Annotated in this window: 10 protein-coding genes and 2 pseudogenes; 6 read left to right on the forward strand and 6 right to left on the reverse strand. The window is 71.5% G+C overall.

What is annotated here, in order from left to right; all coding sequences use genetic code 11:
* Positions 1–45: 45 nt before the first annotated feature.
* Positions 46–3,831, reverse strand: coding sequence for a multifunctional oxoglutarate decarboxylase/oxoglutarate dehydrogenase thiamine pyrophosphate-binding subunit/dihydrolipoyllysine-residue succinyltransferase subunit (locus tag BLT36_RS13820; RefSeq protein WP_175529652.1), 3,786 nt, complete (start codon positions 3,829–3,831; stop codon positions 46–48).
* A 213-nt stretch (positions 3,832–4,044) separates the two neighbouring features.
* On the opposite strand from BLT36_RS13820, the gene BLT36_RS13825 reads away from it, so the two are divergent.
* On the forward strand, positions 4,045–5,484 hold the full coding sequence (locus tag BLT36_RS13825) for a GMP reductase (RefSeq protein ID WP_092096027.1): 1,440 nt from the start codon (positions 4,045–4,047) through the stop codon (positions 5,482–5,484).
* Between the two features lie 109 nt (positions 5,485–5,593).
* On the opposite strand, the gene BLT36_RS13830 is transcribed toward BLT36_RS13825, so the two are convergent.
* From BLT36_RS13830 to BLT36_RS13845, 4 genes are all read right to left on the reverse strand, one after another.
* Positions 5,594–6,631: a hemolysin family protein gene (locus BLT36_RS13830; RefSeq protein ID WP_092096028.1), complete on the reverse strand. Its 1,038-nt coding sequence runs from the start codon at positions 6,629–6,631 to the stop codon at positions 5,594–5,596.
* Positions 6,628–8,007, reverse strand: coding sequence for a hemolysin family protein (locus BLT36_RS13835; protein WP_092096030.1), 1,380 nt, complete (start codon positions 8,005–8,007; stop codon positions 6,628–6,630). The genes BLT36_RS13830 and BLT36_RS13835 overlap by 4 nt, the downstream gene beginning before the upstream one ends.
* Positions 8,008–8,217: 210 nt before the next feature.
* Positions 8,218–9,297 (reverse strand): NADH:flavin oxidoreductase/NADH oxidase, encoded by a 1,080-nt coding sequence (locus tag BLT36_RS13840; protein ID WP_092096031.1) that lies wholly within the window; start codon positions 9,295–9,297, stop codon positions 8,218–8,220.
* 9 nt (positions 9,298–9,306) lie between these two features.
* Positions 9,307–9,945, reverse strand: coding sequence for an HAD family hydrolase (locus tag BLT36_RS13845; RefSeq protein ID WP_092096033.1), 639 nt, complete (start codon positions 9,943–9,945; stop codon positions 9,307–9,309).
* A gap of 24 nt (positions 9,946–9,969) precedes the next feature.
* Here BLT36_RS13845 and BLT36_RS13850 point away from each other — a divergent pair, with 24 nt between their 5' ends.
* A complete protein-coding gene (locus tag BLT36_RS13850; RefSeq protein ID WP_092096512.1) occupies positions 9,970–10,830 on the forward strand; it encodes an ADP-dependent NAD(P)H-hydrate dehydratase in 861 nt (286 codons plus the stop codon).
* Positions 10,831–11,174: 344 nt separating this feature from the next.
* Here BLT36_RS13850 and BLT36_RS13855 read toward each other — a convergent pair whose 3' ends face one another.
* The gene (locus tag BLT36_RS13855; protein ID WP_092096034.1) at positions 11,175–11,885 is read right to left on the reverse strand and encodes a YceI family protein; all 711 of its coding nucleotides are present in this window, start codon (positions 11,883–11,885) and stop codon (positions 11,175–11,177) included.
* A 296-nt stretch (positions 11,886–12,181) separates the two neighbouring features.
* On the opposite strand from BLT36_RS13855, the pseudogene BLT36_RS19195 reads away from it, so the two are divergent.
* From BLT36_RS19195 to BLT36_RS13870, 4 genes and pseudogenes are all read left to right on the forward strand, one after another.
* Positions 12,182–12,922 (forward strand): annotated as a pseudogene (locus BLT36_RS19195) (glycosyltransferase 87 family protein); the annotation flags it as partial.
* Between the two features lie 310 nt (positions 12,923–13,232).
* Positions 13,233–13,295, forward strand: a pseudogene (locus tag BLT36_RS19200) (hypothetical protein); the annotation flags it as partial.
* Between the two features lie 58 nt (positions 13,296–13,353).
* Positions 13,354–13,662: a thiamine-binding protein gene (locus tag BLT36_RS13865; RefSeq protein ID WP_092096038.1), complete on the forward strand. Its 309-nt coding sequence runs from the start codon at positions 13,354–13,356 to the stop codon at positions 13,660–13,662.
* A 167-nt stretch (positions 13,663–13,829) separates the two neighbouring features.
* Positions 13,830–14,009: a hypothetical protein gene (locus BLT36_RS13870; protein ID WP_092096039.1), complete on the forward strand. Its 180-nt coding sequence runs from the start codon at positions 13,830–13,832 to the stop codon at positions 14,007–14,009.
* The last annotated feature ends 168 nt before the right edge of the window (positions 14,010–14,177 follow it).

Genomic DNA, 14,177 nt, shown 5'->3' on the forward strand with positions numbered 1-14,177 from the left:
GCGTGGGCGCGACCGACGAACACCGGTGTTCAGCGGACGACCGACCTAGCCGAGCGCGCGGTTGATGACGTCGGCGGCCTCTTGTGCGGAGCGCTTCGACGAGCCCGTCGCGGGTGCGGCACTCGCCGGACGTGCGGCCACCAACAGCGGGCGGCCGTCGAGGTGCGGCGACAGGTTCATGCACACGAACGGCCAGGCGCCCTGGTTCTCCGGCTCCTCCTGCGCCCAGACGACCTCGGCGTCCGGGTAGCTGCCCAGGACCTCGAGGATGCGCTCGAGCGGGAGCGGTGCGAGCTGCTCCAGCCGCACGAGGGCGACGTCACCGGCCCCGCGCTTCTCGGCCTCGGCACGCAGGTCGTGGTGGACCTTGCCGGAGTGCAGGACGACGCGGCGCACGGCCGACTCGTCGACCACGCGGTCGTCGTCGAGCACCTCCTCGAAGGTGCCGCTGGTGAACGCGTCCACCGCGCTCGTGGCCTGACGGAGGCGCAGCATGGCCTTGGGCGAGAACACCACGAGGGGCTTCTGCGGCTTTGCCCATGCCTGCCGACGGAGCAGGTGGAAGTACGACGCCGGGGTCGACGGCCGCGCGACCACCATGTTGTCCTCGGCGCAGAGCTGCAGGTACCGTTCGATGCGGGCGGACGAGTGGTCCGGCCCCTGGCCCTCGTAGCCGTGGGGGAGCAGGAGCACGAGGCCCGAACGCTGTCCCCACTTCTGCTCGGCCGACGAGATGAACTCGTCGATGACCGTCTGGGCGCCGTTCGCGAAGTCGCCGAACTGTGCCTCCCAGAGCACGAGCGCGTCGGGCCGTTCGACCGAGTACCCGTACTCGAACGCCATCGCCGCGTACTCGCTGAGGAGCGAGTCGTAGATGTAGAAGCGCGCCTGGTCCTCGGTGAGGTTCGAGAGCGGCAGCCACTCCTGGCCGTTCACCCGGTCGTGGAACACCGCCTGACGCTGCACGAAGGTGCCACGGCGGGCGTCCTGCCCGGCGAGACGGACGGGCTTGCCCTCGACCAGCAGCGAACCGATCGCCATGAGCTCCGCCATCGCCCAGTCGATGCCGCCGTTGCGCGTCATGTCGGTGCGCTTCGACAGCAGCTGCTGCAGCTTCGGGTGGATGGAGAACCCGGCGGGCGGGTTGCTGTGCGCGTCGCCGATCGCCTGGACGAGCTCCTGCGACACCGCGGTGTCGTGGACCTCGTGCTCGGAGTCGTCGCGCTGCGAGGCGGGACGTTCGAGCCCCTGCACGGCACCGTCGTCGTCGACCGTGATCACCGGGATGGTGCCGGTCTGCGCCTCGTGCGTCTCGGCGAAGGCGCGCTCCAGACGGTCCTGGAAGTCGCGGTGCGCCTCGTCGTACTCCTCTTGCGTGATGTCACCGCGGCCGACGAGGGCCTCGGTGTACAGCGTGCGGACGGAGCGCTTCGCCTCGATGAGGTTGTACATCATCGGCTGCGTCATCGAGGGGTCGTCGCCCTCGTTGTGCCCGCGGCGGCGGTAGCAGATGAGGTCGATGACGACGTCGCGGTGGAACTCCTGGCGGTACGCGAACGCCAGCTCGGCGACGCGGGCCACGGCCTCGGGGTCGTCACCGTTGACGTGGAAGATCGGGGCCTGGATCGTCTTCGCGACGTCGGTGGAGTACACCGAGCTGCGGGCCGACTCCGGCGGGGTGGTGAACCCGACCTGGTTGTTGATGACGAGGTGCACGGTGCCGCCGGTGCGGTAGCCCCGCAGCTGCGACATCTGCAGGGTCTCGACCACCACGCCCTGCCCGGCCATCGCCGCGTCGCCGTGGACCAGCACGGGCAGCACCCCGAACGTGCCGGGCGCTTCTCTGTCCTGCTTGGCGCGGACGATGCCCTCGAGCACGCCGTCGACTGCCTCGAGGTGGGACGGGTTCGCGGCGATCGTCACCGGGATCGCGGTGCCGTCGGACGCGCGGAACACGCCCTCCGTGCCGACGTGGTACTTCACGTCGCCCGAGCCCTGGCCGGAGACCGAGCCGGGGAGCGAGGACCCCTCGAACTCACGGAAGATCTGGCCGTAGGTCTTGCCGGCGATGTTCGTCAGCACGTTGAGGCGACCACGGTGGGCCATCCCGATGGCGACCTCGTCGAGGCCGGACGTGGCGGCGTGCTGGATCAGGGTGTCGAGGAACGCGATGGTGGACTCGCCACCCTCGAGCGAGAAGCGCTTCTGACCGACGTACTTCGTCTGCAGGAAGGTCTCGAACGCCTCGGCCTCGTTGAGCTTGCCGAGGACGCGGAGCTGCTCGTCCTTCGACGGCTTCGAGTAGGGGACCTCGATGTGGGCCTGCACCCAGCGCCGCTGCTCCGGGTCCTGGATGTGCATGTACTCGATGCCGACCGTTCGGCAGTAGGCGTCGCGGAGGATCCCGAGGACGTCGCGGAGCGGCGCGTTCGTGGTGCCGGCGAGGCCACCCGTGACGAACTCCCGGTCGAGGTCCCAGAAGGTCAGCCCGTGGCTCTCGATCTCGAGGTCGGGGTGCGTGCGCTGCCGGTACTCGAGCGGGTCGATGTCCGCCATGAGGTGCCCGCGGACGCGGAAGCTGTTGATGAGCTCCTGCACGCGCGCCGTCTTGTTGACCCGGTGCGCGAGGTCGACGTTGATGTCGTTCGCCCACTGGATCGGCTTGTACGGGATCCGGAGCGCCGCGAAGATGCCCTCGTAGAAGCCGTGCTCGCCGATGAGTCGCTCGTGCACCTTCTTGAGGTACTCGCCCGACCCGGCGCCCTGGATGACGCGGTGGTCGTAGGTGCTCGTCAGCGTGATCGTCTTGCCGATGCCGAGCTCGACGAGGGTCTTCGACGCCGAGCCCTGGAACTGCGCGGGGTACTCGAGGGCACCGGCGCCGATGATCGCGCCCTGCCCCTTCGTCAGGCGCGGGACCGAGTGGACCGTGCCGATGCCGCCCGGGTTCGTCAGGGAGATCGTCGTGCCCTGGAAGTCGGCCGGCGTGAGCTTGTTGTCACGGGCGCGCTTGACGAGGTCCTCGTAGGCGGAGAGGAACTGGCCGAACGTCAGGGTCTCGGCGCGCTTGATGCTCGGGACGAGCAGGGAGCGGGTGCCGTCCTTCTTCGGGACGTCGATCGCGATGCCGAGGCCGACGTGCGCGGGCTGCACCACGAAGGGCTTGCCGTCGCGCTCCTCGTAGAAGACGTTCTGGCTCGGGAAGTCCTTGAGTGCCTGCACCATCGCCCACCCGATCAGGTGGGTGAAGGAGATCTTGCCGCCGCGGGCACGGCGGAGGTGGTTGTTGATGACGATGCGGTTGTCGATCATCAGCTTCGCCGGGATCGTCCGCACGCTCGTCGCCGTCGGCACGGTCAGCGAGGCGTCCATGTTCGACGCCAGGGTCTTCGCCATGCCGCGGAGCGGGGTGGCGACGTCCTCGTGGGTCTCCTCGTGGTCGTCGGCCTCGTCGTTCGCCTCGGCCGGGATCGGCTGCGGGGTCGGCTGGCGGGACGTCGTCTTCGCCTGGATCGGGCCGGACTTCGCTTCGCCGGGGGCGTCCCCGGTGGCGGGCTGCTGGGTCGAGGACTGCTGCGTGGGGGCGGTGCCCGAGGGCGCCGGGGCGGTCGCGGCAGCACCGGCCGAGGTGGGAGCGCCGGCGGAAGCGGGGGAGGCGGGAGCCGGAGCGTCACCGACCTGCGTGCGGTGGTAGCTCTCGAGGACCGGCCACCAGGACTTGTCGACCGACTCCTTGTCCGCGACGAACTGCTCGTAGAGCTCGTCGACGAGCCACTCGTTCGCCCCGAATTCGCCCGCGGTCTCGTCCGTTCCGGTCAGATGGCTCGACACAGCCGATCGCCCACTCTCCGTCGATAGATGCTCGTGTGTGTCGTGCGCGGCAACCCTGCCCCGCACAGGTCCCAAGCCTAGCCGCTCGCAGATGACCGTTCGGTGTCAGGAACGACGCGAGTCGGGCCTCCCGTCCGGGTGTCGCGCGTGTCGTGCCGGAGGCGACCGGACCTCGCCAGACCGGCCACCCGGCCGAGCCGTACAGTGGGGCCCATGAGGTTCTACGAGACGCGGCCGACACACGACCTGACCTACTCCGACGTCTTCCTCGTGCCCAGCCGATCCGCGGTCACGAGCCGCTTCGACGTGGACCTCCGGGCGAACGACGGCTCCGGTGCGACGATCCCGATCGTCAGTGCCAACATGAACTCGGTGACCGGCCCCCGGCTCGCCGCCACCCTCGCCCGCCGCGGTGGGCTCGGCGTCCTGCCGCAGGACATGCACCTGCAGGACCTCGACGCCGCGATCCGCTGGGTGAAGGACCAGCCGGTCGACTTCGACACCGCGTACGACATGGCCGCCGACACGACCGTCGCCGAGGCCCTCGGGCACCTGCTGCCCGTCGCCGGCCGTGGCGTGGTCGTCCGCGACGGCGCGGGGGAGTACCTCGGGTGCGTCCCGGCCGGACGACTCGGCACCGCCGGCCCGGACGCCACGCTCGGCGACCTGCTGCACGGCGCCGCCACCGCCATCGACGCCGAGGACGCCGGCACGCCCCGGCACGTGTACGACGTGCTGAGCGCCGCCGAGGTCGACTTCGCGCCGGTGATGCGGCACGGCAGGGTCGTCGGCACGGTCAGTCAGACCAGCGCGATCCGCTCCGACATCTACACGCCGGCCGTCGACGCCTCCGGACGGCTCCGCGTGGCCGCCGCGATCGGCATCAACGGCGACGTCGCGGCGAAGGCCCAGGCGCTGGCCGCCGCCGGCGTCGACGTGCTCGTGCTCGACACCGCGCACGGCCACCAGGAGGGCATGCTCCGCGCCCTCAGGACGGTCGCGAGCCTCGGGCTCGACATCCCGCTCGTCGCCGGCAACGTCGTCACCGCAGACGCCGTGGCGCACCTCGTCGACGCCGGCGCCTCGATCATCAAGGTGGGCGTCGGCCCCGGCGCGATGTGCACCACCCGCATGATGACGGCCGTCGGGCGCCCGCAGTTCTCCGCCGTGCTCGAGACCGCCGCGGCAGCCCGCTCGCTCGGCGCCCACGTCTGGGCCGACGGCGGGGTGCGGTACCCGCGCGACGTCGCGCTCGCGCTGGCCGCGGGTGCGTCCGCCGTCATGATCGGCTCGTGGTTCGCCGGCACGCTCGAGGCGCCCGGGGTCCTCCGTCGCGACGCCGCGGGCAAGGCGTACAAGGAGAGCTGGGGCATGGCGTCCGCGAAGGCCGTCCGGGAGCGCTTCGAGCGCCTCGACCCCTACGAGCGGGCGCGCAAGGCGCTCTTCGCCGAGGGGATCTCGTCGTCGACGATCTACCTCGACCCGGAGCGGCCCTCGGTGGAGGACCTGCTCGACATGATCACGACCGGCGTGCGGAGCTCGGCGACCTACGCCGGGGCGTCCTCGCTGCCGGAGTTCTCCGAGCGGGCGCTCGTCGGCATCCAGTCGGCCGCCGGCTACGAGGAGGGCAAGCCCCTCCCGGTCAGCTGGTAGCTCGGGTCGGCGTGTGCGGGCCCGAGACTCGCGGTGAGCGACAGTCCTCGCGGCGCGCGCCGCGAGGACTGTCGCTCAGGCCGAGACTCGGGGCAGGACGCGCCGCGCGTCAGCGGCGGCGCGTCGCGTCCTCGACCTCGCCGACGAGCTCCTCGAGGATGTCCTCGAGGAACAGCACGCCGATCGTCCGTCCGTCGGCGTCGAAGGCCCGCGCCACGTGGCGACCGGCGGCACGCATCGTCGCGAGGGCGTCCTCGAGGTCCATCTCCGTGTACAGCGAGATGAGCTGCCGGATGCGCTTCGGCGGCACCGGCTCGTCGTACTCGTCCGGTCGCAGGTCGATGACGTCCTTCACGTGCACGTAGCCCGTGGGGTCGCCGTCGTCGCCGACCAGCACGTACCGCGAGAACCCGCGCTGCGCCACGGCCCGCTCGACGTCGCCGGGGGTGGCGTCGTCCGGCAGGGTGACGAGCTCGGCCATCGGCACGGCGACGTCGCGGACCTTCTTCTCGGTGAACTCGAACGCCATCGCGAGCTTGCCGTCGTCGGTGAGGGTGCCCTCGCGGCGGGACTGCTCCACGATGGTCTGGACCTCTTCGACGGTGTAGGCGCTGACGGCCTCGTCCTTGGGCTCGACCCGGAACAGCCGCAGCACCGCGTTCGCGATCTCGTTGAGACCGACGACCACCCAGTGCAGTCCGTGCCCGATGTACCAGAGCGTCGGGACGAGCAGCAGCGCGGCCCGGTCGGGCATCGAGAACGAGATGTTCTTCGGGACCATCTCGCCGAACACCACGTGCAGGAACGACACCAGCAGCAGCGTGAACACGAACGCGACGACACCGATGACCTCGGCGCTCCACCCGGTGAGGTGCAGCGGGACCTCGAGCAGGTGGTGGATCGCCGGCTCGGAGACGTTGAGGATGAGCAGCGAGCACACGGTGATGCCGAGCTGCGTGGTCGCGAGCATGCGGGTGGCGTGCTCCATCGCCCACAGCGTCATCTGGGCGGCGCGGGAGCCCTCCTCTGCACGGGGCTCGATCTGGGAGCGGCGTGCGGAGATGACCGCGAACTCGGCCGCGACGAAGTAGGCGTTGCCGAGCAGCAGCACGACGAGCCAGAAGATGCCCCACCAGTCGGAGCTCATCGGGTGCCGCCCTTCGCCTGGGCCTTCGAGACCGGGATGATGATGCCCGTCGCGGGCGAGGACTCCGGGGTCGCCGGGACCGGCGTCGGGGTCCAGCGGATGCGGTCGATGCGGCGACCGTCGAGTCGTTCGACCCGGAACACGCCGTCGTCGAGCGCGACCTCGTCACCGACGACCGGCAGCCGACCGAGGGTCGACATCACGAACCCGCCGACGGTCTCGTACGGGCCGTCCTCGGGCACCGTCACGCCGGCGCGGTCCTCGAGCTCGTCGGGGCGGAGGAGCCCCGGGAACGTCAGCCAGTTGCGGGAACGGACGACGTCGATGCGTGCGCGGTCGTGCTCGTCGGAGACCTCGCCGACGAGTTCCTCGACCAGGTCCTCGAGTGTGACGACCCCGGCGGTGCCGCCGTACTCGTCGACGACGATGACCATCTGGTAGCCGCGGCCGCGGACCTCGGCGAGCAGGGTGTCGCCGGGCATGGTCTCGGGCACGCGTTCGGCGTCCGTCATGAGCGCGCCGACGGGGACCTCGGGACGCTTCTCGCGCGGGACGGCGACGGCCTGCTTGACGTGCACGATGCCGACGACGTCGTCCGCGTCCTCCTCGATCACGGGGAAGCGGCTGAACCCGGTGCGTCGGGCGAGGGCGATGACGTCCTCGGCCGACTCGGACACCCGGATCGTGGAGACACGGGGCCGCGGGGTCATCACGTCGCTGGCGCTCAGTTCGGAGAACGAGATCGTGCGCTGCAGGAGCGTTGCGGTGTCCTGTTCGAGGGAGCCCTCGGACGCGGACCGGCGGAGCAGCGAGCTGAGCTCCTCGGCACTGCGCGCACCCGACAGTTCCTCTTGCGGCTCGATGCCCATCGCGCGGAGCACGGCGTTCGCGGTGCCGTTCAGCACCGCGACCGCGGGCTTGAAGACGGTGGTGAACGCCACCTGCAGCGGCACCACCAGACGAGCGGTCTGCAGCGGGAGCGCGAGCGCGAAGTTCTTCGGGACGAGTTCGCCGAGGATCATCGACAGCAGGGTGGCGATGACGAGCGCCACGATCGAGCCGACGGTCTCGACGATCGCCTCGGGCAGCCGCATCGCGAGGAACGGTGCCTCGAGCAGCGTCGCGATGGACGGCTCGAGCAGGTAGCCGGTCAGCAGGGTCGTCAGCGTGATGCCGAGCTGGGCGCTGGACAGGTGCGTCGAGGTGACCTTCAGCGCGCCGATGACGGGCGCGAGACCGGGCTCACCGCGGTCGCGGCGGGCTTCGACGTCGGCGCGGTCGAGGTTGACCAGCGCGAACTCGGACGCGACGAAGACGCCGGTGCCGAGCGTCAGCAGGATGCCGCCGATCAGCATGACGATGTCGATCGGACTCATGATTCACCTCCCGCAGGGCGCGAGGGGGTGCAGCTCACCGAGTGAGCGGCGGATGAGTGAGGCGAAGAGCTATTCGGGGGATCGTCCACAGTGCTGACCATCTTACGTCGCGGGACGCGACGAAGCCGAGAATCCGTACAGAAGGCGGGTCGCGCCTCCAGGCCGTCACCGTGACCGCCTGGAGGCGCGACTCGCGCTGCGCAGACCGCCTTACGCCGTGACGCGGGCGCGGTGGTACTGCTGCGGCTCGTAGTCGACGGTGACGCCGAGCTCGACGGCGGCGCGGAGCGGGAAGCCCGGGTCGCGGAGGAACTCGCGGCCGACCATCACGACGTCGGCCTGGCCGGTCGCGACGATCTGCTCGGCCTGGAACGCCTCGGAGATCATGCCGACCGCGATCGTCCCGATGCCGGCGTCGCGCTTGATCGCGGCGGCGAAGGGCACCTGGTAGCCGGGGCCGACCGGGATCGGTGCGCTCGCCACGTTGCCGCCCGTGGAGACGTCTGCGAGGTCTGCACCGTGCTCCGCGGCCCAGCGTGCGACCTGCGTGGTCTCGTCGAGCGTGAGGCCGTCCTCGACCCAGTCGGTCGCCGAGAAGCGGACGACGACGGGGAAGCCCTCGCCGACCTCGGCGCGGACGGCGTCGACCACCTCGAGGAGCGCACGAGCACGGTTCTCCAGCGAGCCGCCGTACGAGTCGGTGCGGTGGTTCGACAGCGGGGAGAGGAACTGGTGCAGCAGGTAGCCGTGTGCGGCGTGGATCTCGACGAGGTCGAACCCGGCCTCGACCGAACGGCGGGCGGCGGCGGCGAACGCCAGGGCCACCACGCGGATGTCCTCGGTCGCGAGCTCACGCGGCTCGGCGTACCCGTCGAAGGCCACCGGCGACGGGGCGACCGTGCCCCAGCCGCCCTGGTCCGCGGGGACCGAGCCGTGGTCCTCCCACGGGCGGAACGTCGAGGCCTTGCGACCGGCGTGTGCGAGCTGCACCCCGGCGGCGGCACCCTGGGAGTGGATGAAGTCGACGATCGGGCGGAACGCGTCCCGCTGCTCGTCGTTCCAGAGGCCGAGGTCCTGCGGGCTGATGCGCCCCTCCGGCACGACGCCGGTCGCCTCGACCACGACCGCTCCCGCACCGCCCTTGGCGAAGCCACCGAGGTGCACGAGGTGCCACGGCGTCGGGACGCCGTCCTGGGCCTCGACCGAGTACTGGCACATCGGGGAGACCCAGATGCGGTTGCGGACCGTCAGGTCGCGGATGGTGATCGGTTCGAACAGGGCGTGCGTCACGCGGGCTCCTCAGGGGACGGGCGTCGGTGCGGGCTGCGCGGCCAGTTCGGTGAGGAACGAGCGCAGCGCCTCCGGCGACGTGTAGTGGTGGCCGAGCGCCCCGATCGCTTCCGCGCCGGCGGCGTTCTCGGCCCTGTTGTCGACGAACACCATCTGACCCGGGTCGATTCCCAGACGCTCGCAGGCGGTGCGGTAGATGGATGCGTCGGGCTTCAGCACGTGCTCCTCGGCGCTGACCACGACGGTCTCGAACAGGGAGCCCATCGGGGAGCGGCGGTACGGGTCGCCGAAGTCGAAGCCCGCGTTCGACAGCAGCGCGAGCCGGGTGCCGGCGTCGTGCAGTTCCTCGACGATCGCGAGCGTCTCCGGCTCGACCTCGAACCAGCCGGTGAAGTCGACCGCCCAGAACCGGTGGATGTCCGCGATGCTCCAGGACCGGCCGGTGCGCTCGGCGATCGCGCGCCAGTACGCCACCACCGAGAGGTCGCCGCGGTCCAGGTCGTGCCGGAGCTCCTGGTAGACGGGGAAGAGCTCGTCGGCCGGGACCCCGGTCAGAGCGACGAGAGTGTCGCGGGAGGCGTGCGGCGTCCGGCTGATCACCTCGCCGTAGTCGAAGACCACCACGCGACCAGGCAGGAACAGGCTCATGCGCTCCACCGTAACGTGGCGGCCGTGAACGACTTCGTCCCCTTCGCCCCGTCCGACGCCGCCGCCTGGATCACCGTCCCGCACGGCGAGTCCACGAAGTACCGACGCGGGGTGCTCGGCGTCGCGACCGGGTCCGACCAGTACCCGGGCGCCGCCGTGCTGGGCGTCGACGCTGCGGTCCACACCGGGGTCGGCATGGTCCGGTACGTCGGGCCGTCGCGGGCAACCGACCACGTGCTGACCCGGCGGCCCGAGGCGGTGTCGGGCGTCGGGCGGGTGCAGGCGTGGCTCGTCGGCTCCGGGATCTCGGCGGGGTCGCTGGACGAGCTGGACACCGCGACTGCCGACGGCTTCCGGCACGCCTCGGACGACGGGATGCCGGTGGTGGTCGACGCCGGCGCGATCCCGCTCGTGGACCTCGGTCCGCTCGCCGTGCTGACGCCGCACGCGGGTGAGCTCGCTTCGTTCCTGGGAGTCGATCGCGCCGAGATCGAGCAGGACCCGGCCGCCGCGGCGCTCCGGGCGGCGTCGCGGACCGGCAGCGTCGTGCTCCTGAAGGGCTCCGCCACGCACGTGGCGACACCCGACGGCGCCGTCCGGCTGGTCGCGTCGTCGGCGACGCCGTGGCTCGCCGCCGCGGGCGCCGGTGACGTCCTCGGCGGGGTGCTCGGCGCGCTCGTGGCGGCTCGGCAGGGTGCCGTCGAGGCGTCCGGCTCCACGCTGACGCCGTCCGACCTCGCGCACCTGGCCGCGTCGGCCGCGGTGGTGCACGGGATCGCAGCACGGCGAGCCTCTCGCGGAGGCCCGTTCCCGATGACGGCGCTCATCGCCGAGCTGCCGGGAGTCGTCCGCGACCTGGCGGTCGAGGGCGACGCGCGGGGGTAGGTGGCGCGGGGCGGCGGGGGCGGGGCCGCCGGGCCGCCGGGGCACTGACCCGGAACGACAGGACCGATGTCGTACGACATCGGTCCTGTCGCAGCTTGCGGACGCAACAGTTGCGGACGCTCTGCAGCGAAATCGTCGTTGTCGTACGACAGCGACGGTGTCGCAGCTTGCGGACGCGGCGACAGGCGGCCTGGAGGCGCGGGGCGGGCTGGCACCGCGCCTCCAGGCCGGCTGCTGTCGCGTGACGGGCGTGACGCGCGTCGCGGACGTCGGCGTGCGTGCGTCGCGTGGGTCCGGACGTCGGCGTGCGCGGGTGCGTCGCGAGTGTCGCGTGGGTCCGGGCGTCAGCTTCCGGGCGTCGCGTGCACGAGGAACTCGACCGCGCCGGAGTCGTCGACCTGCACGAAGCCGAGACTCGGGGCCTGCACGTCGTAGTCCGAGAACGTCACCGGGATCGAGCCCGAGATGTCGACGCCGTCGCCGTTCAGCCCGACCTCGAGCGTCGCGGTCACCGACTTCGTCACACCGTGCAGCGTGAGGTTGCCGGTGGCTTCGACCTTCGTGGTCCCGGAGCCGGTCGGGACGGCGTCGGCGATCGGCTCGGAGAGCTCGAACGTCGCGGTGGGGAAGGCCGAGGTGTCCATGGCGGAGTCGCGGAAGTACGAGTCGCGCTGCTCGGAGTCGGTGGCGATGTCGGCGACCTGCACGGTGATCCGGGCCTTCGCGATGGTGGAGCCGTCGACGGTCGCGCTGCCGGTGACCTCGTCCGTGCGCCCGGTGACCGTGACGTCCGAGCCGTTGAGGACCTCGTGGACGCGGTACCCGGCCTCGGAGTCGCCGCCGACCGTCCACTCGCCGGCGAGGTCGGCGGTGTCGAGCGTCGAGGGGGCACGACTCGCGGCGACGGACGGGGCCGCCGAGGCCTTCGCGTTCTCGCTGCTCGTGTAGAGGTTCGTGCCGACGACCGCGGTGACGACGCCGATGACGACGACGGCGGCGGTGACGGAGATCCAGATGACGGCCGTGCGGCGCGTGCGCGGGGTGTCGGAGGTCACACGTTGCACGGTGACACGTCATCCTCTGGGGAGGCTGAGGACAGGGCCGCCGCCGGTCTTCGTGGCTGTCCGGCTGGTGGGTGCGTTCGCCCGCCCGGGGCGGGCGCTCCCGCTACGCTCGTCCGGTGCAGAGGACGCGGTGGCTCGAGCTGATCGGCTTCGTCGTGGCGTTCGCCGCCGTGCACGCGCTGCTCTGGTACCTGACGACGATCTCCGCCAACCTGCCGCTCGGCGACGTGACGATCACCTACAAGCGGTGGATCGAGACGGGGCACACCGACGGGTTCTGGGTCGGGATGGACAGCGACTGGGTGTACCCGATCCTGGCGATCGTGCCGATGGCCGCCGCCGCACTCGGGGGCGTCGGGTCGATCGGCACCGGCTGGCTCCTGCTGGTGATCGTGCTCGACGCCGTGGCGTGTGCGTTCCTCTGGCGCTTCCGCGGGCTCGGTGTCCGCGTCGTGTGGTGGTGGCTCGCGTTCCTCCTCACCCTCGGGCCGATCGGGCTCGGCCGCATCGACACCGTCGCCACCGTGCTCGCGCTCGTCGGGGTGGCGTTCGTCGCCTCGCGGCCCGCGGTCGCGTCCGCGCTCTTCACCGCCGGCGCCTGGACGAAGGTGTGGCCAGCCGCCCTCGTCGCCGTGCTCCTGCTGCTCCGCCGTGGCCACCGTCGCGGGGTCCTCGCCGGGGCGCTCGTGCTCACCGCGCTCATCGTCCTCGTGGACGTGCTCTACGGGGGAGCGGCACACCTGCTCTCGTTCGTCGGTCAGCAGACCGGGCGGGCGCTGCAGATCGAGGCGCCGCTCGCGACGCCGTTCATGTGGGCGGCAGCGTTCGGCGCACCCGGAGCGGCCGTCTACTACAACCAGCAGATCCTGACCTTCGAGGTGTCCGGGGCCGGCACCCACGCCGCCGCTGCCGTCTCCACGCCGCTGATGGCCGTGGTCGTCGTCGCCGGGGTGCTCCTCGCGCTCTGGGCCGTGCACCGCGGGGCGCACCGGACCGAGGCGGCGCCGCTCCTCGCGCTCCTCTTCGTCGCCGCGCTCATCGCCACGAACAAGGTCGGGTCACCGCAGTACATCGGCTGGTTCGCGGTCCCGATCGTGTGGGGGCTCGTCGCGGGGCGTCCGAGCGCTCGCCGCTTCCTGCCGATCGCCGTCGCCGCGCTGCCGATGGCGCTCCTGACGCAGGTGATCTACCCCGGCTTCTACGACCAGGTGCTCACCGTGCAGCCGTGGATCCTGGTGGTGCTGACGCTCCGGAACGCGCTCGAGGTCGGGATCCTGGTGTGGAGCGTGGTGGCGCTGGTGCGGCTGGGGGTCGGCGCGGGGCGCACCGGTGCAGCTGGTGGTCTGTCTGCACGCCGCACGCCTGCACGCCGTAGGTCTGCGCGGGGCACGTCCGCACGGGGCACGTCTGCGCGGGGCATGTCTGAGCGGGGCACGTCTGCGCGGGGCAGGATGGACGCATGATCGTCGCGTTCTCCGTCGCACCGTCCGGTGGTCCCTCCGCATCGTCGGACGGGTCCGTGCACGACGCCGTCGCGGTGGCCGTGCGCATCGTCCGCGAGAGCGGGCTGCCCAACCGCACCTCCTCGATGTTCACCGAGGTCGAGGGGGAGTGGGACGAGGTCATGGACGTCGTCAAGCGCGCCACCGAGGCCGTCGGCGAGTACGGCACGCGGGTGTCGCTCGTGCTGAAGGCGGACATCCGACCGGGGCACACGGGTGAGATCGACGGCAAGCTCGAACGGCTCGAGGCAGCGCTCGACGGGTGATCGACGCAGGTGGGCGTCCGCGCGGTACGCCGCTGGCTGACGGTCGGCGACGCCGTCGGTGCGGCGTCGACGACACGCCGGGACCCTCCGTCGGATGTCGGTGGTCGGGTGTCCCATGGGGTTCATCGAGCCGCACCCGGTGGCCCCGAGACGACGAGGAGCGCGTGATGATGCACGACGGCTGGTGCCCCGACTGCGACCTGCGAACGGTCGTCATCGACACGGATGAGCAGGGCGAGCACGCCTGGGCGAGCTGCACCGAGTGCGGCTCCGGGTGGGTCCACCGCGACGAGCTCCCGGAGCTCGTGTCCGCAGCGCCGGCGACGTCGGAGCGACGCGCAGCCTGACGCTTCGAGCGACTGGGCGAAGACGGTCGAATCGATTCGTCCGTTCGACTTCCGTCGGACGGTTGGAGCGGTCTACACTGCTGGGACCGGGTGCTCGAACGACCCGGTGATCCCCGTTCGCCGCTGAACCCGGACCGTCGTCTCCACCGCCCGGTGCTGCGCGAGCAG

Source organism: Curtobacterium sp. UNCCL20 (assembly GCF_900101675.1).
Taxonomy (GTDB): domain Bacteria; phylum Actinomycetota; class Actinomycetes; order Actinomycetales; family Microbacteriaceae; genus Curtobacterium.

Bases quoted from the DNA above. Each gene is read 5' to 3' on its own strand.
- BLT36_RS13825 (WP_092096027.1), top strand. From the start codon at position 4,045: ATGAGGTTCTACGAGACGCGGCCGACACACGACCTGACCTACTCCGAC.
- BLT36_RS13830 (WP_092096028.1), bottom strand. From the start codon at position 6,631: ATGAGCTCCGACTGGTGGGGCATCTTCTGGCTCGTCGTGCTGCTGCTC.
- BLT36_RS13835 (WP_092096030.1), bottom strand. From the start codon at position 8,007: ATGAGTCCGATCGACATCGTCATGCTGATCGGCGGCATCCTGCTGACG.
- BLT36_RS13845 (WP_092096033.1), bottom strand. From the start codon at position 9,945: ATGAGCCTGTTCCTGCCTGGTCGCGTGGTGGTCTTCGACTACGGCGAG.
- BLT36_RS13865 (WP_092096038.1), top strand. From the start codon at position 13,354: ATGATCGTCGCGTTCTCCGTCGCACCGTCCGGTGGTCCCTCCGCATCG.
- BLT36_RS13870 (WP_092096039.1), top strand. From the start codon at position 13,830: ATGATGCACGACGGCTGGTGCCCCGACTGCGACCTGCGAACGGTCGTC.